The sequence below is a fragment of the Pseudomonas sp. XWY-1 genome (genome assembly GCF_002953115.1).
GTDB classification, from domain to species: Bacteria; Pseudomonadota; Gammaproteobacteria; order Pseudomonadales; family Pseudomonadaceae; genus Aquipseudomonas; species Aquipseudomonas alloputida.
Window position 1 is genome coordinate 5,702,009 of the sequence record NZ_CP026332.1, and the last position, 19,871, is coordinate 5,721,879.

Here is a 19,871-nt window from a genome sequence, read left to right on the forward strand (position 1 = left end):
CCAAGCCCGCAGCGACGGCGTGCTACTTTGCTTAGCCGCCAGCAAACCTGCGCTGCATGTTTTGACGACGCAGCAACCACATCAATATGCCGCCTTTGATGAACTCTGAAATAACAATCAAACCGAGCATCAGCCACGGATTGTAGTCAGGTACCAAGCTAGCCCATACCAACAGCACCGAAAACGACGGAACAGCGAACAGCAGCCGCCAAGGTATTTGCACTAACCCAACATAAATACCCGCCTTTCGAGCGCCCAGCAAAAGCGCCGCGCTGAAAATGATCGACGCCTGCATAACGAGGTTGATCACCATAAGTACCACAGTGAGCAAGCCTTGCTCGCTCCAAATGCTCAGCGTGTTCTGCAGGTCCGTAACTACCGGGAAATGCCCACGCCGAATACTTCCTACGACGTAGAGCAATAGATAAAGGGCATCCAGCCCTCCCCAAAACCGCATTACCCACCCCTCTACTTTTCGTCCGGCGGGCATCATTTTTTTCTCGGTGTTCATAGGTTTCAAAAGGAAGGACCGGTTGCCAGTGCCAAGACTTTCCACTGATCTGCCACTTGTCCTCTCCCTCTAAGTACCGCTGGGTGATAGCCCGTAGCTCACCATAGCGATGAATGACAGATCGCGATACCAAGTGATCTTCGTGACTATCAAGGGGAACCCACTGCTGGGTCACGACGCGCGAAGTGTTGTCATAATCCTTGCCTTCCGAACCGAAAATACGACCCTCGTCACCTAGCGAGCCAAGGCGGTTCTGCAGCATGGAAAATGTATTTTTCAATCCGTCATAATCGATGTCGATGGTGCGCCACTTACCGGGACCTTTTTCGTTTTCAGCCAGCCTATTACTCTGCGCAGGCATAGGGAAGCATTGCGCCGCGCCGAAGTGATCATCGAGCCTCATAGGCCTAGTTGGATCGTTGGTCAAAAACAGCCACCTGCCGTCTCTGATCTCTTTTACTGCCCTTTCCAGATCTGGCTCAGAGAGCACTTGCCCGAGCGTGAAGCCGCAATCTCTCAGGAACTCTGTCTTACCGTGCAAGCACTCCCAGCCTCTGAGCGCACGCTTTACTCTCCCCTCAGCAAAGAAAGGGTCTTCCACCTTAGGCAAGTCTTCCTTGCGAAGCTCGCGACGACGAACCAATTTGTCCATAAGTCCTCCAGGCTTGAAGCGTGATGCTTGCCTGGCATCGCAAAGAAGATCTATCAGATACATCCTTTATACTTGTGGGAAATTTCTCTTATTTCCTGACGCCCACAAAAAAGCCCGCAGCGACGGCGGGCTTTTTTGCGATCAGCCACTCAGATAGGGCGGCTGCCGTACTTGTTGTCTGGCTTCTTGGGCGGGTCAGCGACCACGTTGGCCTCGACTTCCTGCACCTTGCCACCGCGAGAAAGGAATTCTTCCATCGCCTTGGCCAGTGCATCACGCTCTTTCTGCTTGGCTTCCATGCTCGGCATCTCGTCTACCGAGACTGCTGCCTTGGATTTGCCCTTGGCAACGGGTGCCGGGCTGCTGTCGTCATCGCCAGCGTCTTCCACGCCGTCGTCAGCCGCCCCTTCAAGGACCTCATCACCCTCGTCTTCGTCGCCTACTTCGAGGTCATCATTTTCCAGATCGTCGTCGCTCATGTTCTACCTCATGACTTGCGAAAAGCAGGTTGGTTATAGACCAGTGCAGCCGTAGACCGGCAGCCACCAGTGAAAATTCAACTGGCCGTGGGTTAGGCCACTGCCCTTGGGTCGGCACTCCTGATGGGAGGCGGCACCCAGCAGGCCCTGCTCCTGGCAGGACCTGACAAATCCATTAGCCCCTGCTGGCCACACGCTATTGGCAAGCCTAGCAAAGGCTGGCGAAGTGTGTGGACTACTCGTCAAACACCCTTCGGCGCGCATTCTAGCGCGCCCGTGGAAAAAGCAAAGCACCATAAACGCCCTGCGGCTTGTAAGTTTTTTACCTACGTCACGAACGTGTCGAATAAACCGTTTGCCGTGCGGGAAATGCTGAAAAACTGGCAAAAAAATGCCCGGCAAGCCGGGCAAGTTTTTACCGCGTCGCAGTTACAGGTTGTAGCCGCGCTCGTTGTGCTGAGCCAGGTCGAGGCCGACCGACTCTTCTTCTTCGTTGACCCGCAGGCCCATCACCACATCCAGCACCTTGAGAATCACGTAGGTGACGATGGCGGTGTAGACCACGGTGAAAATCACACCTTTGGCCTGGATCCAGACTTGCATGCCGATGTCGGTGACGGTACCGAAGCCGCCCAGCGCCGGAGCCGCGAATACACCCGTGAGGATGGCGCCGATGATGCCGCCAACACCGTGCACGCCGAAGGCATCCAGCGAATCGTCATAGCCGAGCTTGCGCTTGAGCGTGGTGGCGCAGAAGTAGCAGAGCACACCCGAAACCAGGCCGATGATCAGCGCGCCAATCGGCCCGACGGTGCCCGCAGCCGGGGTGATGGCGACCAGGCCAGCAACCACGCCCGAAGCGATGCCCAGAGCACTTGGCTTACCGTGACCGACCCACTCGGCGAACATCCAGCCCAGGGCGGCGGCGGCGGTAGCGATCTGAGTGACCAGCATGGCCATGCCGGCAGTACCGTTGGCGGCGGCAGCAGAGCCTGCGTTGAAACCGAACCAGCCGATCCACAGCATCGCTGCACCCATCAGGGTATAGCCGAGGTTGTGCGGGGCCATCGGCGTGGTCGGGTAGCCCTTGCGCTTGCCCAGTACCAGGCAGCAGACCAGGCCTGCGATACCGGCGTTGATGTGCACCACGGTGCCGCCGGCGAAGTCCAGTACGCCCCAGTCCCACATCAGGGCACCGTCACCGCTCCACACCATGTGGGCGATCGGCGCATACACCAGGGTGAACCAGATACCCATGAATACGAGCATCGCCGAGAACTTCATGCGCTCGGCAAAGGCACCGACGATCAACGCCGGGGTGATGATGGCGAACGTCATCTGGAAGGTGATGAACACCGCTTCAGGGAACAGCGCGGTGGCCGAGGTCAGGCTGTCGGGCGTGACGCCGCTGAGGAAGGCCTTGGAGAAGCCGCCAACGAAGGAGTTGAAGTTGAGCACGCCCTTTTCCATACCGGCGGTATCGAAGGCCATGCTGTAGCCGTAGACGACCCAGAGAATGCTCATCAAGCCGGTGATTGCAAAGCATTGCATCATCACCGACAGCACGTTCTTGGATCGCACCATGCCGCCATAGAACAGGGCCAGGCCCGGAATGGTCATGAACAGCACCAGCGCCGTTGCGGTCAGCATCCAGGCGGTGTCGCCGGAATTAAGCGCTGGGGCAGCTTCCTCTGCCAGGGCAAGCCCGGGCATTACGAGGGACAATAGGGCTCCTAGCCCTGCGATCTTACGCAGAGTCATGTTGTTTTCTCCTGGGGCGTTGGGTTTGGTGAGGCTTTTTTTGCTGCTTAGATCGCGTCGGTATCGGTTTCGCCGGTACGGATGCGGATCGCCTGCTCCAGATTCACCACGAAAATCTTGCCGTCACCGATCTTGCCGGTGTTGGCTGCCTTGGTGATGGCTTCGATTACCCGATCAAGGTCTTTGTCATCGATGGCGACATCGATCTTCACCTTGGGCAGGAAATCGACCACATATTCAGCACCGCGATACAGCTCGGTGTGGCCCTTCTGCCGACCGAAACCTTTGACTTCGGTGACGGTGATGCCCTGCACGCCGATTTCCGACAGCGACTCGCGCACGTCGTCCAGCTTGAACGGCTTGATGATGGCTGTGACTAGCTTCATGAAACTCTCTCCCGATTTGGTGGACTTGCCCCAGGAAAACAAACCCGTCTCAAGTCTAAGCGCAGCGGTTGGCTTTGTAACGCGTCGTCGGCATCCGGCTCCGCGTGCGCACTGCCTGGTCACAAGGAACTGCTTCAGTGCATGGCTCGTACAGGTCTTTGCAGAAACCTTGCCAGTTCCGACAAAGCGCCGAAAAACAGCGCGTTATGTGATTTGGTCGGGATTGGCCAGTCGCCAGCATGGGAAACATGCACAATTTCGGTGCGCAGCAGCGGGGCAAGCTGCGCGAAAAATGTGCAACGGATTAGAAACCGCAGATAATTCTTTGTGGGAGCAACTGTCTTGCTCAATTTCTAAAAGTTGGCGCGATCGCTGGGAGCGGGCTTGCCCGCGAACACGGGCGAAGCCCGTGCCATCCACCGCGGTGTCTTCTTCGCGGGTAAACCCGCTCCTACGAAGGCCAATGTGCACTCAGGCGCCAGGTTTGTGCGTGCTACACTGGCGGCCATTTCTCCGTTTCAGTGGACAGCCCCATGCTCCCGCCCAAAGCCCTTCTCGATGCCCTGAGCGAACAGGCCTCGCGCCTGTTCAGCAGCGATGCCGCCCAGCCCCGTGCGGAACTGGAAAGCCAGTTCAAAGTGTTGATGCAAGGCGCCTTCAGCAAGCTGGACCTGGTCAGCCGCGATGAATTCGACAGCCAGATGGTCGTACTGGCGCGCACCCGCGCACGCCTCGAGGCCTTGGAAAAACAGGTAGCCGAGCTGGAAGCCCGGCTGAACCCAACTTCACAGGATGAATGAATGCAGCCCTCCAGCGCATACCCGGTACTGTTGTTTTCCTACGGCACCTTGCAGGATAAAGCCGTGCAACTGGCCAACTTTGGCCGTGAGCTGAACGGCCAGGCCGACCGTATGCCGGGCTACCGCCTGGACTGGGTCGAGATCACCGACCCAGGCGTACTGGCGACCAGCGGCAAGTCTCATCACCCCATCGTTTCCCCCAGCAGCCAGGCCAACGACAGCGTGGCCGGCATGGTCTTCCAGATCAGCGAAGACGAACTGGCAGCGGCGGACCGCTATGAAGTTGCCGACTACAAGCGCGTCGCAGTCACCCTTGCATCGGGCCTGACAGCCTGGGTTTATGTGCGCGCCTGAGCCCGTCCGATGCAGGTTGAACCCGCAACGACTCGGCATGGGTAAAGGCCTGTTTCGGTGGTAGTTCACTTGCATGCAGTGTGCCGCGGAACAATGCCGCCCCGCACTGAGTAAACAACGTCTTCACCCGGCTGTGCGAATTGAGGATCTGGGCCTGGATATCACCAATGGCCGAATCCCTTGGTTGCAAGCTGGCCGCTCGGTTGACCCATTGGATGGCGGCAAAGCGGCTTTGCTTGCGGGTGCCACGCCCCTGCATCCAGGCCAGCCCCAGTTCGGCGCTGGCACGCCCTGCAAGCCACGGGTCCGGGTGCTCGACCAGGCTCAGCAGGTAAGCAACGGCCTCACTTCGCTCCTGCGCCTCACCAAACCGGCGTAACAAAATCCCCAGGTGCAACCGCGCACACGCGTTGGTCTGCCCGTTGCCCAGCGCGTCGACAAGCAGGCGCCTGACCGCCAGCATGGCACTGCGCTCGTTCAGATCCTCATCGCCGTCCATGCGCAGGCAGGCCAGGTTGTACTTGGCCTGCCTGCTGCCCGCCTCCACCGCACGCTGCAGCCAGTAGCCGGCTGCCTCGTCATCCAGGTAATGCGCCGGGGTGTTGGCCATGCCGCCATGGTGCAGCTCATACAAGGCCAGGGCAGCACCCGGCAGGTTCAGTTCGGCGCAGCGTTCATACAGATAGCAGGCCACTTCATGCCGGTTGGCTGCCCACAGCAATCGCGCCACTTCAAGCACTTCGAACCCCGGTGCCTGGCCCGCGAACTGGCGACTCACCGCCCGTTGCAACCATAGCCTTGCCTGCTCGGCCGAGCGTGGCAGCGCCCACAGCCCGAAACGGTGCCCGACAGCGCGTAATGCACAGGCAGCAGCATGTGAACGGCCGTCACACAGGCGCTCAATGGCGCTGTGTAACAGTTGCCTCTCATCTGCCATGCCATTGCGCAGTATCAGCTCGGCCAAACAGCGAAACGGCACGCCCATGGCGCGGATGGCGCCGAGATCGGCATTGCACGCCAAGCTCGCGGCAAAGTCGCGCATAGCGCCAGCATGGTCGCCCGATACCCTGCTGCGCAGTGCCCCCCGCCATGCCAGAACGACAGCACGTTCCCTGGGCCTCAACGGGCGTTGTGACCAGTCTTCGAACACGTGCTGCCAGTCGGCGACGGCCTGCAACGGATCAGCCTGTGGCAGCATCAGCCGGCCTTCGACGGCCATCCAGTGCAGCGCATTACGCAAACGCTCGTCCCAGGTTGCGCACAACGGGCCACTGATCAACAGCTCGAACGCATCGAGGCTGCCGCCCCAGCGGGGCAGCAGGTACACAGCAAGGGCCTGGATCGCTTCGAAGCAGCCGGGGCGGGCGATCAGCGCATGGCGCAGCCAGTAATAGCGAGGGTCCTCGTTTTCATGGTCGACCCGCTTGCCCAGGTAGCGCGGCAGCGCCTGTGGCAGCTCGGCCAAGGGCAACAGCCCATGCCTCACCAGCAACGGCGCTGCAGCTTCCTGTACCTCTACATCGGCATGGGCACTGGGCCTGAAGCGTGCAGGCTCCCCCTGAAACAGTTGCAGCAACCAACCAGGCTCATGGAACTGCGCACTGATGCGCAGCATGCCAATGGCCGCTGCCACGGGGTGCGCAGAGCGGTCCATTGCACGCAACAGGTGCGCGGTGGCGGATTCACAAATTTGCGCGACAGCCAGCAAGCGTGCAGCGTTGCGCTGGCCATCAACCTGCACCTGGCAGGCCCGGTGGAAGCAGTGCATACCCATTACCACCTGTGGGTGGTAAGCCCTGGGGCACGCGTCGATCCAGGCTCTGAGCACTTGGCTCAGGGCCCTGTCACTCTGGTTTTCCTGGTCGAGCAGCATGTGCCCTTCAATGGCCGCCAAGTAGGCCGGGAACTCGCCGGGCGGGGCCTGACGCCACTGAGCCTCAAGCCTGTCGAAAAAGCGGTTGAGTTCAACGAATGCACTGGCCTGCACCAGTTCGCGCATTACCTGGTGCGTGCGGGTGAGCATTTGCACGGTGCAATACCTCAAGTCCATTTGAAAGAAGACGCAGTGCCATCCCATGGCAACTGCGGTTGCCCAACAACACTAAGTCATACCTGACGCCTGCGCAAAGCCTATTGGATCCATTTTTGCCGAACCGCATGAAAACGCAGGGAAAACCCCTGCCCTGAAAAACCACGACGCACACTTGTTGCGCCGGCGTTGGCAGCACTGGCTATTCTTTGCCCAGCCGCAGGAAGCGGCATTTTCCAGCAACAACGGAGTGTTCATGTCCCTAGCCCTCGTCCACAGCCGCGCCCAGGTTGGCGTGCAGGCACCGGCGGTCAGCGTCGAAACCCACCTGGCCAACGGCCTGCCTCATCTCACCCTGGTCGGCCTGCCGGAAACCACGGTCAAGGAAAGCAAGGACCGGGTGCGCAGCGCCATCGTCAACTCCGGGCTGAAGTACCCGCAGCGGCGCATTACCCAGAACCTCGCCCCCGCCGACCTGCCCAAGGATGGCGGCCGATATGACCTGGCCATCGCCCTGGGCATCCTCGCCGCCGACGGCCAGGTGCCGATTGCCACCCTGACCGATATGGAATGCCTGGGCGAACTGGCGCTGTCGGGGAAACTGCGCCCGGTGCAGGGCGTGCTACCTGCGGCACTGGCGGCACGCGAAGCAGGCCGGGCGCTGGTGGTACCGCGGGAAAATGCCGAGGAAGCCAGCCTGGCCGGCGGGTTGGTGGTGTATGCGGTGGGCCACCTGCTGGAGTTGGTCGCCCACCTGAACGGCCAGGTGCCGCTACCGCCCTACGCCGCCAACGGTTTGATCCTGCAGCAACGGCCCTACCCGGACCTGAGCGAAGTGCAGGGCCAACTGGCAGCCAAGCGCGCCTTGCTGCTGGCTGCGGCCGGGGCGCACAACCTGCTTCTTTTTAGCAACCATTAGACCCCAAAAAAGAAAATTTTTGGTGTGCGGCGGGTAGGCCACCTCGTTAGAAAGGATCGAGTGCTGAATGGGTCGTGTGGTAGCCTTGCAGGCATGACGCCATTTAGGGGTTGAAAATGATCGAAGAGAAGTTCGGGAAAGCCATGGAAGCGGGCGGCAAGCTCCGCGTCAAAAGTGCACTTAACCCGATTCTTTGGCTGTGTTTAATTATTAGCGTACCCGGCACAGCCTTTGCCATCCGTACCGAGACGCAACCAACTTGGTTGGTTATACTGATTTTCATCCCTGTAATATTGGCAGCTATTGGCTTCCTGTTTCTACTTGTGTTCGACAGGGACAAATTGCAATCCGAAGAATACCAGATCAAAAAACAGTCACTTGAGATCTATCAAAAGGGACTAAGCAGCCCAGTGCCTACCCTCTATAACGAAATTGTGGAGAACCCCGAACTCACGCATAGCGGATCGAACCGGGGGATTGAAGGATGAGACGTTCTTACATATTCGTCTACGAAGATAAATGCGGTACTCGTGATGAAGTTAAAAACTACATAGACAAGATTCCAGAAATTTTAAACTGGCGTTATGAACTGCCGAACAGCTTCTTTTTGGTATCGGATTTGTCTGCACGGGAAATCTACGAGAAGATAAAAGAGTTCAGTAAAGACGGAAAGTTTATCGTTTCGGAAACCACAAGCAACAAACAAGGTTGGCTAGCAAAAGACAGTTGGAACATAATGAATAAAAAAAATCTTCCCGGCGAGAAGGATTGATAAGACCTTCGCCCTTGAGTATACCTTTATAGAGATTACGCCTGACAGCGTGAGGGTTGCCCCGGTCGAACTCTCCCGGCCAACGGTGCGTAAAATGCCGATTGGCCGGTGCAAATAAAGGTTGATATTGATCTCACAGCGGTGGATCATTCCAATCTCAAAAGGCCATCACCAAGGGGACTGCGATGCCGCTTCAAACACGGAACGTATTTATCGATACAGAGTTTTTCGTAAAAGCTGGTTTAGATTTCTCATCCAAGACAATCGATGCTTTTAGAGATGTATGCGGCGAAGGCGAATTGAACCATATCACCAGCACTATTGTGGTTCGTGAAGTTAAGCGAAAAATATCCGAGCACATCAATGAAGCAATCAATGGTGTAAAGGCTTTTAGACGTAAAGCTCGGATACTGACAAACTCCGACAATGAAGTAATTCAAAACCTTTTCAAGCCGTTCGATAACACCGAAATTGAAAATCACGCTATACAAGTTTTCGATAATTTCTTGGATGACTCGAACACCAGAGTGGTTGACTTGACCAATGTAAATGGTAACGAAGTCGTAGATATGTACTTCGATCAGGTCGCCCCATTTCAAGAAGGCAAGAAGAAAAGTGAGTTTCCCGATGCGTTCACAATGCTTGCTGTCCGGGGAGCATTGAGAGGACGTGAAGAGATTTATGTGGTATCCGAAGATAAAGATCTGATTGCGTTCTGCGAAGAGAACCCACGATTCCTCCATATCGAAAGCCTCAGCAAGCTTCTAGACTTGTATAACACGCATGACGTAGAGAGATCGGCCTTTATAAAGAGCTATATTGGAGATCATGAAGAAGAAATCAAAGAAACCATAAAAGCCCAGATTGAGGGTGCGGACGCATACAACTCTTCTACCTGGGAAGATGCAGAGGTAGACGAGTTCTCAATTTCCGAGGTCTGTGACTTCGAGCCTTCAATCATTCATATTGATGATGAAAACTGCCAAATCGTTTGTGATGTGGAGGTTCGGTACAGCGTTACAGTTACAGGGCCTGATTACGCGAATGGCAGGTATGATCGCGAAGATGATGTGATTTACACGTTTGAAGATACGACTCAGGTGGAAGAAGGCGAGTTGGAGTTCACCGTCGAAATCGACCTTTCCTATGAGGTGGACGATGGTGAGTTTACGATTCAAGATATGGAAATAAACGTTCAAGGTCTATCTCGCGGAATCGAGTTTTCGGTTGAAGAAACACCTTATGAAGACTATCGATAAAGGCGATTGAGATCGAGGTGGTTGATCGTGCCGAGGCTCTGCATCGGTACGGACAACCGCCGGAAAATGGCTTGTAAACCGGAAAAGCGGGCGTGCAGTGGCTCGCCAATCTGGGGGTATGCTTCGCATGTTAGAAGCAGAACAGGCAACAAATGGGGCGGAAAGAAAAACCGAGTTTCGTTAAGACGGATTTTTTACATTGACCGGCTAAATTTTCGCTTGTAAATAACAAAATTACTTTTGGGACTTTTCACAAAAAACAACAAAAAAGGCTTAAATAAGCCTTTTCTACATTTTCCTGTTTTTCATATTTCTTCCATTTCTTTCAAAAGCCTTAAATCGTCAACAAGCTGCTTATAGTTCTTGTTTTTGTCATTGAATTCAGCAACGTATTTTTTACTATTCAACTCATATACAGGAAGACGCAAAGTAGCTCGCTGTGGGTGTCTTTCTTTGCTTTCGTCATCTTGTTCAACATGTAAGAAATTAGGGCAATAAACAACTGATAGCTCACCTACATTTAAGTTTAAGAGCTTTGTTACTCTGCCGCTGTGACCGACCATTGACAATTTAAAGCGATATTCATCACACTGCTCTGAAAACTTAAAGAAATCAACATTATTATAAAACTCTTCGAAAGCTTCAAATATCGAATCGTCAAATCTCACATGATTAACAGGTGCTGCTCGTGAAGCAACAAGTCTTGAAAGCTTTGTCATTAGTGACAACGGCTTCACGGCTTTAAATTTCTTTGTTTTAGTTACCTTTACGTTTGCGTAAGAGAACGTTTCATATTCGCGAAGGTCGATAAACTTTACGAAGTGCGGCCTTGTATCCTTATCAAATTTTTCATAAAAAGCTTTGTTTCGCTCAAACATATTTAAGTCGCTTGTTACGAGCAAGTGTCTGTTTTTCTTATCGCTTGAGTAAATATAAGACTTCTCGTATGCGTAAGCATAAAAAGAATTCTCGCTATATATTTCGTCAATGTGTTTTTTTAAATCTTCTACCACTTTTAATTTGCTGTGTTTATCTATGTAAAATAAAAGCATGTTGCTCCTTATTTGTTTGTTAATATCATTACACCATATAAATAAATATAGTCAACAGGTGGGGCGGAAATATATTATCAACGGTCAACCTTATTTATTGATTAAGGTGTAACCTTAAATATATTTTCGCTCGACTATTGACAAGAATTTATGGCATGAACAAGCCATAATATGAGTGTCGAAAAAAAGCAAAACTCAAAAATTCAATAAAAATTTTCAAAAAACAAAACACTGTTTTTGTAAGAATTTTTTTACGAGCCGAAATATTTTCATTTGAAAGATACTTGGTGTAATTCAAACCATACGATGAGATATGTGGTTTTTTGAGCATGTCAAATGGCTATTTTAATAATTCCACCACATATGGGGCGGATAAATAAAACTTAAACCAGAATGGCTTTTCGCTGTAAGTATCTTTTATATATATATATTTATGTAATAAATACCTTTTGTCATTAAGGGGCGGTAGATTCTTGGCTTGAATCCAAGGTTTTTTAAGAGCAGATGGTTCACGCTCTTTATAAAAATAGGGGGGGGATGGTTCACGCTCTTTATAAGTTGGTCGGTTTTTCCCTTTAAATAATGGCAATATTAACGTGCTATAGATTAAATGAGCCTTGATGGTTCTTTCGAATTATAAATATTTTCCTTATTTGCTCTTGAAATATCAAATTTATATGAGAGGATATTACTATAACAAGAGAAATTAGAACCATGAAGGATATAAAAATAATAGCAAAAGAAAGAAAAACACACACGCTGCCGCATTATACCTCTGTACCAAAAGCCTTTTTAAGTCTTCCTATATTCAATACTACAAAAACAGAATCAGTATTAAAAGAAATACAGATAAAGAGCTATAGCAAGTCAATACGCAATGTAGAGATAAATATCGCCAAGCTCACTGTCTTTAGTGACCTCGAATTATTTTTATTCTTACTTCGCAAGGCAGTTAAATGCGGTAGTAATCGATTCGATTTTTCAACCTCTGAAATGATGGATGAATTAGGAATTGATGCTAATCAACGTCCTACTTACTTTAAGATATTTTGCTTGTCGATGAAGAATCTCAGCAAACTCAATATTGCGTATGAGTTAAAAGAAGATGGCGAATGGAAAAACGTAGTCTTTAGCTTCATAAACGGAAAACTGGGAAAGAATAAGTGTAGCGTTGAAATTTCAGCGTTATTCATTGAGTTTTTCAACGACCTAAAAGAGCTTTATGACATCAACATTGAAGTGCTCAAAGAGCTTAAAGGAGAGTATCAGAGAATTCTTTATCTGCTTTACATCTGTAACAGAATGAACAAAGTAAATAAATTTTCCGTCGATTTTCTGAAAGAACGTTTTCAGTTAAGTCATTTAAAAATGGACGATAAAAAATTTATCTATAAGATTCGTGAAGCAAACAGAGAGCTGAAAGGCATGGAACTCATCGAAGGTTTTTCAGAAGCAAAAGAAAGTGACAAGTACAACGCCAAGACAACTGCATTTAATGTCAGTTATTCGTATGTATCGCTTTACAGAATTAAGAAGGGCAATAAGAAGAAGAAAGATATTACAGCGTTTGATGATGCTAAAAAGTTTGATGTAGAACCTGTCTTTGAAGAAGAGCCTACACAAGCAACATTCGTTGAAGACGAATACTTTGACGATAGTTCAATCTAAATATAGGAGAAAAATAGAATGACGAAGAAGAAACAACCAATAAGCTTGATGACTGCACAAGACATGATGCAGAAAATATCAGAAATTTTACTCAAACTAAAAAATCAGGGTCTGGCTCAAAAACTCAAAGCTGCCGCTTCAAAAGCACTTGATGAAAACAACATCAGTGCTCTGAAATCCTTACTCATAATCGCATTAGTTGCTCAATGCGATGAAGAACTGGTGTCAACCAAAATAGACAAAGAAGGGCTTATTTTTGACCCACTATCAAGAGAGTATTTGAGCGAGTTCGACCCGACAAAAGCAATTAAAGATTTGACTGCTACGTTTGATGATATTCAAGCTCAATTGAAGAAGAAAATTAAAAAGATAGATAACAAGCTCGACCAATGAGCAATGGGCAACTGCCCTTGCTTGCCAAATAACCACACAAGGAAAAAATGAATGTTAAGAACCTTGCCAAACTGATAACAGTGGCCTTGCTTTTAGTCCCAGCGTTCGCTTTTGGGGCTTCCGTTGAAGACGCAACGTCTAATCGTGTTGAGCTTATCGCAGCATTTAATAAATTGATTATCATCGTTGGTTTCATGATTGGACTGGCTGTGACTATCGCAGGCGGTTACAAAATGATTCAGGTGGGCAACCAAGGCTCAAAATTTGGGTGGGGTGCTCCAGCAATATATATACTTGTTGGCGTAATCATGATGAACGTTTCACCTTCATTGAGCGTCATCACTAATACGTATTTCAAGGTCGATTTCTGCACGATGATTGATGAGAATCAATCTGTATCATCAAGCTGCTTTAAAGACGAAATTTCAGGCCTTACAGGGCCGCTCAAAGAGCGTATTACCAGATTATCAAGTGACTCGACTGCTCAAGTGTTCATGGAAAACATTGAAGTCATTATCGGGATTTTCCAAGTCATCGGATTTATCTACTTTTTAACCGGAGCCTATGGCCTCGTACAAGTAGCCAATGGATCAGCCCAAAATGGCTACGCAAAGCCAATAATCACAATGACAGCTTCTGCGTTAATTGTTGATATTCCGCACACTGCGACGATGTTTATCGACACGCTACACAAGATTGGAATTAACTTTTAAGGAGAAAAAATGAAAATATCAGGATTGGCTTTAATCGCTCTTTTATCATCAGGTGCTTTTGATTTTGCTCTTGCTGGTGAATGCAAAGACGTTCGTCAACAGAGTGAGAACGTGACTCGTAAGGCTGGCACTTACGAACAAATGAAAGACTACATCGACAAGAATTATCAAAGCTGTCTCTGTAGGTCAGAGAATTATAAAGAGTTCAAAGAAGAAGTCGAAGCCATCACGGGGTATGAAAATTCTGCCACTATCATAGGTTCAAATGTCGATATTGTCGGTGCTCACTGCCAAATCGTGATTCCTACTGTGCAAGGTGGATGCGAAAACATCAACGCAATTGCTGGGCTTGGACAGCTCGAACATTATCAGCGTGAAGATTGCAGGTGGAATCTAAAAAAACTGAACATATCAAGGGAGTATGAAGATGTTGTATATACGAACGACTTCACTGACAGCATGCGAAATGAACGAAACAAAAGATTTCAAGCTGCTGATGATGAGCATGCACAAAAGAGATTAGAGCTTGATAAATCAAACCCTGAATACAAATGGGAGTGCAAAAAACATCAGGATATGTTTGCAAAAGAAGGTATAAAATTTACAGAAGAACATAGGGTTCGCTTCAAGTGCTATTGATTTTTAATATTATTATGCTAATAATAATATTAAGTAACTTTTTTATCTCTTATGAATCATCATGTTTTTATCTTTGCATTTAGCAGCTTGATTGCTGCACTTGCATTTATTTTCCCTAATTTACTGTCAACTTGCGTGATGCTCACGCTTTTTGCATATCTCGTATATGACAAAGTTTTTATCAAATCAACAATAACAAAGGAAGGTGAAAAATGAAAATCTCAAAAATGATAATCGCTTTGTCAGCTATATTCGCAGTGTCAGCTAATGCTGCTTACTCTGTCAAAATCTACCCGGAAGCAAATATTGTGTTTGTGAATAATCAGGTTGACAGTGGTAGTGAAGAAAAACCAACAACTCCTGACGACTCTAAATTAAGTTGCAGCGACATAAGAGAAAAAATTGACGACTTTGCTGTTAATACTGCGTTGCTTTTAGATATTAAATATGCAGAAGGTGATAAATGCTTGATTTTAATAAAGTCTGTTGAAAAATTTGGCGATAAAAAAAATCTAACTACATTTGCACAAAAAATAGATGCAGCTAAATTTGAAAATTACGTCGTCAGCGTCACTAGATACTACAAGGTAGAAACTACAAATAAAATTAACGATACGCTAATATCAGATGCTACGAGTTATAATGATGGTGTAAACAAGATATGGTCGCAATATGTATACGACAGAATGTTTTGAAAATAAACGCCTTGATAGGCGTTTTTTATTGCGGTCTTAATTTGTTTTTCTTTTGCCTTGCCTCTGCGTCTTTTTTTCCATCAAAATCTCGCTTGTTAGTTTCAGCAAGACTTTTTGTTGATTCAATTTCAGCCATTTTTACGTTTAGCAGATTCCAATGGCTTGATGCACACATTAGATTTAGCGTTTCATCTACCGTATCATTTTTATTTTCTTTGCGATTTACCGATTCATTGAGCTTATCAAATGGGTTTTTGACCGTAGACACACTTGCAATAGAAGAATTACCAGTAGAAAATTTACCTTCAAGTTCAGACCTTCTTTTTCGAAGCTCTATCATGTCAAACTGGTTAGGTTCAAAACCTTTCAATTCATAACCTTTTTGGGCCAAGCCCATCATCTGAAACTGAATCCAAGTCTCACGTTTAAAGTCTTTGCTATCGCTCGTAACGAAAATTTCTTTGTGATTATCTTTCTCACATTCTTCGACCATTTTCTGCAAGCCAGCCTTGATAGCAGTAGGACTCATGCTATTGAAAGTCACTGAACCTCTTTCGTAGGTGAATGCTTTACGCGTACTGTCTTTGAAAAAGAAGAATTTCCCATCGTCACTATCAAAACGAGTGTAAAGAGTCTTTTTAGATTTCTTGACTTTCTCTTCTTTCGTCACTTCGTCGTCGATGGGAGCGAACTGTGGGCCTGCAAGGCTTCCCATTTGACGTATAGGGGCGGTCTTCTTGCCCAGGCGTGCAAGGGTATCAGGAAAGTCTAAATCATCGCCAAAACGCTGTTTTAATGACTTGTAGGACGCACCTACATCAGAAGCCTTGAAGATCTGACCGTCTTTTTCAAGGGAATAGGCCAGAGCGGAGTTTACAAGGATTGAGTAGCCGCCCAGATCGAGAAGCTGCAAGAACTCGCTGGCAGTCAATGCAGCGTCAGTAGCTTGCAATACGTCATCCTTGAACTTGGATTTTTCCGATTTGAAGCCCTTTTTCTCATGGCGATACTCGTTCGATGACTGTGGGTTGGTCGGCATTTCAGGCTTTAAGAATTTACGATTTTCAACGACCTTCAAACCGTGCTTCAACTCTATTTCATAGCAGCACTTTTCAAACAGGCGGTAATCATCTTTTTTGTTGTAGATTTCGCCTTTATTATTTCTTTTGTTCCATATTAGATGGACGTGCATTTCATCCGTGTCTGTGTGTACAGCATATCGATATTTACGATTATCAATGTCTATGGTTTCACGCCATACAGACATAGCATATTCAAGGGCTTGCTCAGGTGTGATATTGTCGGTTGTATCAAAGCTAATCATTTCGTGAATTGCTGTGACTTCTTGTTTGCGACCTTTCTTGTTTTCATACTTGTTGTTTATCTGGTTGAATTTTTTCATGCCCAACTTGTTGTAGTCTTCGATGCTAGTATTTTCGAACTTTGCTTCACTACCGCCAACAAGGGCAGCTTTTTTCAAAGCATAATTCATAGTACGACCAGCAGACGCTATATCTGGCAGATTGCTGAGCTTTTTCCTTATCATCTCGAACCTCTCTTTTTGATTACTGTTTTTCGTGTCTTGTTAGCAATCAGGTCAGATAAGGTTTCAAAGCGAGATGATACCGCTTCAAGCGTTTTTCTATCTTGCTCTGTGAACTCACTGCCAGAGTTCACTTTCCTCGCCATCTGGTTGATGTTATTACCGATGCTGTCGAGCATTTTGTCTATTTTGACAAAGGCTGCAAGAAGTTCAGGGTTTATGATTTCGACTGTTTGACCAAAACCATCGTCAATAATCTTTTTGAGAAGGGCTGTTTTACTGATTTGCAAATCTGCTGAAAGTTGATTGAGCTTTGCAATATGTTCTGCACTGGCTCTTATTGTGATACGAGCGTTTCTGTTCTTCATGTTACTCCTGTGTAGTTATATGGTAAGCAGGGGCTTTCGCCCGTTGCCATTAGTGAAACTTGTTTATTGGTTGGTCGCTCACTTCATCGATATCACCATAAACTACCATGCTCATAAATAAAGTCAGTCCAGCAGTAAGTGCAAACTTAGTTTTGATTTTTAAATCCGAGACGACAAGCAATCGCTGCACATGCAGAAGGAGCTTTATTTTTTCCGCATCATCATTTGATGTTAAGATGCTGGCGGCAATGTCCTCATCAACATCTATATCATGCTCTTCTACTAAAAACTCAATAAAGTCTATTGCGTCAGTAATTTTGCTCATACTCAATTCGTTTATATCCATAACATTCTCCGTAATTATTTATTATTCATGAAGCCTCGCTTTTGATTGTGCTCTTTCATTTTCAAACGTCAGTGCAGAAAATCAAGGAAGAAATGGAGTGGAAAAGACCGTAGGTTTTTCTACGCCAGAACAATTTACGTTAGTAAAGTTGGTCTGACATTTCTATTCCTTGCCTAAAAAAGAAAGTCCTCATATAGAAAGTTGTATCATATATTTTAATGCTTTCAAGTGTCAGACAACTATGTCAGACAAAATAAGTGTCAGACCAATATGGAAAGCGTCAGACAAAATGTCAGACAAATAAAAAGGCCATCACATAAATGACGGCCTCTTAAACGTTTGATGACTAGACTTTTAGGATTCGAAAAATTTGACCAGTAGGTGGGGATCGTTAGCGATTTCAACCGGTATACTGTGATCAATAATCTGCTGCCGTTCATTTTCACTCATCGATGCCCACACCTCGTCCATCATTTCACGATCTTCAAGGTCTTTCTGTGTTGGCTCGGAATAAGTGATCGATGCCTTTTCACTCAAATAACGGACATTTCCATTTCTAAACTGTATCTCGACAATTTTTTCTTGGAAGTCGATAACAATATCTTTGACAATAAGCTTTAGTCGCTCATTAATTTTCGAACGAATCTCAAAAACGGTGGTTTCGTCTTCTGTATGAGAAAGATTTCGGAGCACTTGAATATCTTTCTCAATATCTGCTTTTTGCTGTTCGAAAGCATTAAATATCTCTTGCTCCAATTTTTCGGCTTTTGATTTCAATACTTCAATCAATTGCTCATTCTCTATAGCAAGCTCTCGCTCAACATCAGTAACTCGACCTTTCAATCTCTTAAAATCAGCTTTGAAGGCATCAAGCATTTCTTGAATATCGCTGATTTGAGCATCAACTTCATATTTTTTGTTGATTAGGTCGTCTGCACGGCTGTCATCTTGAATGATGCTTTTAATGTCAGCTTCCGCAAGAAATTTGAGAATCGCCGTTTCGACTTCATCATAACGCCATGCGTTATATGAGCACTCACCATGTCGAGCACGATAGCAAACAAGATAACGCCCGCCCTTCCTTGGATTAGAACCTTTGTTCACATGCGAAGCGGTCGCACCGCATTTTGAGCAATGAGCTATTTTTGTGAACAAGTTGCTAAATTTCTTCCCCTTATTTCCTTGACCTTCAATTGCACGACCTTTGCGTTTCTCTTGAACGCGACGGAACAATTCAGGTTCAATGACTTCGGGAAAGTAATTTTCGATTTCAGGGCCGTGATTGATTCGACGACGGCGATTATCGGGCAATTTCTCCCAGGTCATCGGTTGGTAATGTCCCATCACTGCCCGATTATCAAGGATCTTCTTTACGTATGACGGTTGCCAAAAATCACCATAGTTAGGATTTTTACGACCATTTTCACGGGTAAACGTGGGTATACCTTTTTCAGTCAGAATGCGGGCTGTGGCGATAGCTCCAACGTTTGTGTCGGACAGTCGATAGATCTCCTTTACGACCGCCACACGCTCTGGAATCTTTTCGACGGTTCTGATCACCATACCTCTCTCTGTGGTTTTGACCGCTCGCAACCATAAAGGGAGGCGTGACGTAGCGATCTCACCAGTGGCAAATGCCCGCTTTTTCTTGTCATCCCATGCCTCACGAACGCGACGACCTTTTTCCTGGCTTTCACTATAACCACGTTGCAACTCACCAATAGCGATGTAGAGCTGCGTAATGTCACCCGTGTTGGTGTAGATCAGCGAGCTATCAGTTATCGCGATTTTTACGCCCTTTTCGAGCAACCCTAGGAGGATCGGTAGGCTCGCCCGAGGGTTCAGTCGCGTGACACGGTTTAGGGCCTCTACTGCAAGGTAATCACCCGGTTTGACGATGCCGCTGTCCACAGCATCAAGAAACGTCTTGAAGCGACCTTGGAGTAGGTTTTTACCTGTGTACCCCGAAACGCCAAGATCATTGAGGTCTAGGCTGGTGTCGATGGTGGCACCCTCGGCCACGATCTCGGGCCGAGCGGCAAATTTGTCGATCAGATCTTGCTGACGACGCAGGCTGTCACCCTTCTTCTGTTCTTCACTACTAAACCGGATATACGGCCAGATCTTAGGCATATCGTCCCCCCTTTGATGGCATTCTGCCGTATTTTTCGCATTGGGGTCTAATGGTGTCTCAATTCCTATTCACCGGGCCGCCCGGCACCGGCAAGACCTTGCTCGCCAGCCGCCTTCCCGGGCTGCTGCCACCGCTGGACGAGCACGAAGCGCTGGAAGTGGCGGCAATCCAGTCGGTCAGCGGGAAAGCGCCGCTGAACAGCTGGCCACAGCGACCCTTTCGCCACCCCCATCACTCTGCGTCCGGCCCGGCGCTGGTCGGTGGCGGTAGCCGACCGCAACCAGGTGAAATCACGCTCGCCCATCACGGCGTGTTGTTTCTCGACGAACTTCCGGAGTTTGAGCGGCGCGTACTGGAAGTGCTTCGCGAGCCACTGGAGACAGGGATATAGTATTCTC

Annotated in this window: 20 protein-coding genes and 2 pseudogenes; 12 read left to right on the forward strand and 10 right to left on the reverse strand. The window is 48.3% G+C overall.

The features are described from left to right. Positions 1-158 precede the first annotated feature (158 nt). From PRJ_RS29890 to glnK, 4 genes are all read right to left on the reverse strand, one after another. The gene (locus PRJ_RS29890; protein WP_158682574.1) at positions 159-1,163 is read right to left on the reverse strand and encodes a hypothetical protein; all 1,005 of its coding nucleotides are present in this window, start codon (positions 1,161-1,163) and stop codon (positions 159-161) included. Between the two features lie 149 nt (positions 1,164-1,312). Then, positions 1,313-1,642, reverse strand: a complete 330-nt coding sequence (sutA, locus tag PRJ_RS26655; RefSeq protein ID WP_003253643.1) for a transcriptional regulator SutA — start codon at positions 1,640-1,642, stop codon at positions 1,313-1,315. A 429-nt stretch (positions 1,643-2,071) separates the two neighbouring features. Beyond that, positions 2,072-3,403 carry an ammonium transporter gene (locus PRJ_RS26660; RefSeq protein WP_010955751.1) on the reverse strand — a complete coding sequence of 444 codons (1,332 nt, stop codon included), beginning with the start codon at positions 3,401-3,403 and terminating at the stop codon, positions 2,072-2,074. 47 nt (positions 3,404-3,450) lie between these two features. After that, entirely contained in the window at positions 3,451-3,789 is a 339-nt protein-coding gene (glnK, locus tag PRJ_RS26665) for a P-II family nitrogen regulator (RefSeq protein ID WP_002555808.1), read from the reverse strand. Positions 3,790-4,322: 533 nt separating this feature from the next. On the opposite strand from glnK, the gene PRJ_RS26670 reads away from it, so the two are divergent. Both PRJ_RS26670 and PRJ_RS26675 read left to right on the forward strand, forming a co-directional pair. Next, on the forward strand, positions 4,323-4,589 hold the full coding sequence (locus PRJ_RS26670) for an accessory factor UbiK family protein (RefSeq protein WP_014592818.1): 267 nt from the start codon (positions 4,323-4,325) through the stop codon (positions 4,587-4,589). Then, positions 4,590-4,943: a gamma-glutamylcyclotransferase family protein gene (locus PRJ_RS26675; RefSeq protein ID WP_020190994.1), complete on the forward strand. Its 354-nt coding sequence runs from the start codon at positions 4,590-4,592 to the stop codon at positions 4,941-4,943. Here PRJ_RS26675 and PRJ_RS26680 read toward each other — a convergent pair. Further along, complete coding sequence (locus PRJ_RS26680; RefSeq protein ID WP_104962786.1) at positions 4,897-6,966, reverse strand: DUF4034 domain-containing protein; 2,070 nt, start codon at positions 6,964-6,966, stop codon at positions 4,897-4,899. The genes PRJ_RS26675 and PRJ_RS26680 overlap by 47 nt on opposite strands. Before the next feature lie 262 nt (positions 6,967-7,228). Here PRJ_RS26680 and PRJ_RS26685 point away from each other — a divergent pair. From PRJ_RS26685 to PRJ_RS26700, 4 genes and pseudogenes are all read left to right on the forward strand, one after another. Continuing rightward, positions 7,229-7,876: pseudogene (locus tag PRJ_RS26685) on the forward strand (magnesium chelatase domain-containing protein); the annotation flags it as partial. Positions 7,877-8,007: 131 nt separating this feature from the next. Further along, positions 8,008-8,379 (forward strand): hypothetical protein, encoded by a 372-nt coding sequence (locus PRJ_RS26690; protein ID WP_104962787.1) that lies wholly within the window; start codon positions 8,008-8,010, stop codon positions 8,377-8,379. Further along, positions 8,376-8,663: a hypothetical protein gene (locus PRJ_RS26695; RefSeq protein WP_104962788.1), complete on the forward strand. Its 288-nt coding sequence runs from the start codon at positions 8,376-8,378 to the stop codon at positions 8,661-8,663. Before PRJ_RS26690 ends, PRJ_RS26695 begins: the two co-directional genes overlap by 4 nt. A 185-nt stretch (positions 8,664-8,848) precedes the next feature. Further along, positions 8,849-9,922 (forward strand): PIN domain-containing protein, encoded by a 1,074-nt coding sequence (locus PRJ_RS26700; protein WP_104962789.1) that lies wholly within the window; start codon positions 8,849-8,851, stop codon positions 9,920-9,922. Between the two features lie 305 nt (positions 9,923-10,227). Here PRJ_RS26700 and PRJ_RS26705 read toward each other — a convergent pair whose 3' ends face one another. Beyond that, positions 10,228-10,974 carry a hypothetical protein gene (locus tag PRJ_RS26705; RefSeq protein WP_104962790.1) on the reverse strand — a complete coding sequence of 249 codons (747 nt, stop codon included), beginning with the start codon at positions 10,972-10,974 and terminating at the stop codon, positions 10,228-10,230. A gap of 714 nt (positions 10,975-11,688) precedes the next feature. Between PRJ_RS26705 and PRJ_RS26710 the strand changes: the two genes are divergently transcribed. The 5 genes from PRJ_RS26710 to PRJ_RS29895 all read left to right on the forward strand — a co-directional run bounded on the left by PRJ_RS26710 (position 11,689) and on the right by PRJ_RS29895 (position 15,082). Beyond that, the gene (locus PRJ_RS26710) at positions 11,689-12,642 is read left to right on the forward strand and encodes a RepB family plasmid replication initiator protein (RefSeq protein ID WP_158682575.1); all 954 of its coding nucleotides are present in this window, start codon (positions 11,689-11,691) and stop codon (positions 12,640-12,642) included. Positions 12,643-12,660: 18 nt separating this feature from the next. Next, a complete protein-coding gene (locus tag PRJ_RS26715; RefSeq protein WP_104962792.1) occupies positions 12,661-13,035 on the forward strand; it encodes a hypothetical protein in 375 nt (124 codons plus the stop codon). A 47-nt stretch (positions 13,036-13,082) separates the two neighbouring features. Then, positions 13,083-13,748, forward strand: a complete 666-nt coding sequence (locus tag PRJ_RS26720) for a hypothetical protein (protein WP_104962793.1) — start codon at positions 13,083-13,085, stop codon at positions 13,746-13,748. A 9-nt stretch (positions 13,749-13,757) separates the two neighbouring features. Next, the gene (locus PRJ_RS26725) at positions 13,758-14,387 is read left to right on the forward strand and encodes a hypothetical protein (RefSeq protein ID WP_104962794.1); all 630 of its coding nucleotides are present in this window, start codon (positions 13,758-13,760) and stop codon (positions 14,385-14,387) included. 212 nt (positions 14,388-14,599) lie between these two features. After that, positions 14,600-15,082, forward strand: coding sequence for a hypothetical protein (locus PRJ_RS29895; RefSeq protein ID WP_158682576.1), 483 nt, complete (start codon positions 14,600-14,602; stop codon positions 15,080-15,082). A gap of 25 nt (positions 15,083-15,107) precedes the next feature. On the opposite strand, the gene PRJ_RS26730 is transcribed toward PRJ_RS29895, so the two are convergent. The 4 genes from PRJ_RS26730 to PRJ_RS26745 all read right to left on the reverse strand — a co-directional run bounded on the left by PRJ_RS26730 (position 15,108) and on the right by PRJ_RS26745 (position 19,472). Further along, on the reverse strand, positions 15,108-16,628 hold the full coding sequence (locus PRJ_RS26730; protein WP_256597891.1) for a relaxase/mobilization nuclease domain-containing protein: 1,521 nt from the start codon (positions 16,626-16,628) through the stop codon (positions 15,108-15,110). After that, a complete protein-coding gene (gene mobC, locus PRJ_RS26735) occupies positions 16,625-16,993 on the reverse strand; it encodes a plasmid mobilization relaxosome protein MobC (protein WP_104962795.1) in 369 nt (122 codons plus the stop codon). The genes PRJ_RS26730 and mobC overlap by 4 nt, the downstream gene beginning before the upstream one ends. Positions 16,994-17,042: 49 nt before the next feature. Further along, a complete protein-coding gene (locus tag PRJ_RS26740; RefSeq protein WP_104962796.1) occupies positions 17,043-17,339 on the reverse strand; it encodes a hypothetical protein in 297 nt (98 codons plus the stop codon). A 354-nt stretch (positions 17,340-17,693) separates the two neighbouring features. Beyond that, on the reverse strand, positions 17,694-19,472 hold the full coding sequence (locus PRJ_RS26745) for a recombinase family protein (RefSeq protein ID WP_104962797.1): 1,779 nt from the start codon (positions 19,470-19,472) through the stop codon (positions 17,694-17,696). Between the two features lie 65 nt (positions 19,473-19,537). Here PRJ_RS26745 and PRJ_RS26750 point away from each other — a divergent pair. Then, positions 19,538-19,858: pseudogene (locus PRJ_RS26750) on the forward strand (ATP-binding protein); the annotation flags it as partial. Positions 19,859-19,871 lie beyond the last annotated feature (13 nt).

What these genes read in the sequence shown, in the direction of transcription:
- PRJ_RS26740 (WP_104962796.1), bottom strand. Translation starts at nt 17,339, where the DNA reads ATGGATATAAACGAATTGAGTATGAGCAAAATTACTGACGCAATAGAC.
- PRJ_RS29895 (WP_158682576.1), top strand. Translation starts at nt 14,600, where the DNA reads ATGAAAATCTCAAAAATGATAATCGCTTTGTCAGCTATATTCGCAGTG.
- mobC (WP_104962795.1), bottom strand. Translation starts at nt 16,993, where the DNA reads ATGAAGAACAGAAACGCTCGTATCACAATAAGAGCCAGTGCAGAACAT.
- PRJ_RS26660 (WP_010955751.1), bottom strand. Translation starts at nt 3,403, where the DNA reads ATGACTCTGCGTAAGATCGCAGGGCTAGGAGCCCTATTGTCCCTCGTA.
- PRJ_RS26745 (WP_104962797.1), bottom strand. Translation starts at nt 19,472, where the DNA reads ATGCCTAAGATCTGGCCGTATATCCGGTTTAGTAGTGAAGAACAGAAG.
- PRJ_RS29890 (WP_158682574.1), bottom strand. Translation starts at nt 1,163, where the DNA reads ATGGACAAATTGGTTCGTCGTCGCGAGCTTCGCAAGGAAGACTTGCCT.
- glnK (WP_002555808.1), bottom strand. Translation starts at nt 3,789, where the DNA reads ATGAAGCTAGTCACAGCCATCATCAAGCCGTTCAAGCTGGACGACGTG.
- PRJ_RS26720 (WP_104962793.1), top strand. Translation starts at nt 13,083, where the DNA reads ATGAATGTTAAGAACCTTGCCAAACTGATAACAGTGGCCTTGCTTTTA.
- PRJ_RS26725 (WP_104962794.1), top strand. Translation starts at nt 13,758, where the DNA reads ATGAAAATATCAGGATTGGCTTTAATCGCTCTTTTATCATCAGGTGCT.
- sutA (WP_003253643.1), bottom strand. Translation starts at nt 1,642, where the DNA reads ATGAGCGACGACGATCTGGAAAATGATGACCTCGAAGTAGGCGACGAA.
- PRJ_RS26715 (WP_104962792.1), top strand. Translation starts at nt 12,661, where the DNA reads ATGACGAAGAAGAAACAACCAATAAGCTTGATGACTGCACAAGACATG.
- PRJ_RS26695 (WP_104962788.1), top strand. Translation starts at nt 8,376, where the DNA reads ATGAGACGTTCTTACATATTCGTCTACGAAGATAAATGCGGTACTCGT.
- PRJ_RS26690 (WP_104962787.1), top strand. Translation starts at nt 8,008, where the DNA reads ATGATCGAAGAGAAGTTCGGGAAAGCCATGGAAGCGGGCGGCAAGCTC.
- PRJ_RS26680 (WP_104962786.1), bottom strand. Translation starts at nt 6,966, where the DNA reads ATGCTCACCCGCACGCACCAGGTAATGCGCGAACTGGTGCAGGCCAGT.
- PRJ_RS26670 (WP_014592818.1), top strand. Translation starts at nt 4,323, where the DNA reads ATGCTCCCGCCCAAAGCCCTTCTCGATGCCCTGAGCGAACAGGCCTCG.
- PRJ_RS26705 (WP_104962790.1), bottom strand. Translation starts at nt 10,974, where the DNA reads ATGCTTTTATTTTACATAGATAAACACAGCAAATTAAAAGTGGTAGAA.
- PRJ_RS26675 (WP_020190994.1), top strand. Translation starts at nt 4,590, where the DNA reads ATGCAGCCCTCCAGCGCATACCCGGTACTGTTGTTTTCCTACGGCACC.
- PRJ_RS26700 (WP_104962789.1), top strand. Translation starts at nt 8,849, where the DNA reads ATGCCGCTTCAAACACGGAACGTATTTATCGATACAGAGTTTTTCGTA.
- PRJ_RS26730 (WP_256597891.1), bottom strand. Translation starts at nt 16,628, where the DNA reads ATGATAAGGAAAAAGCTCAGCAATCTGCCAGATATAGCGTCTGCTGGT.
- PRJ_RS26710 (WP_158682575.1), top strand. Translation starts at nt 11,689, where the DNA reads ATGAAGGATATAAAAATAATAGCAAAAGAAAGAAAAACACACACGCTG.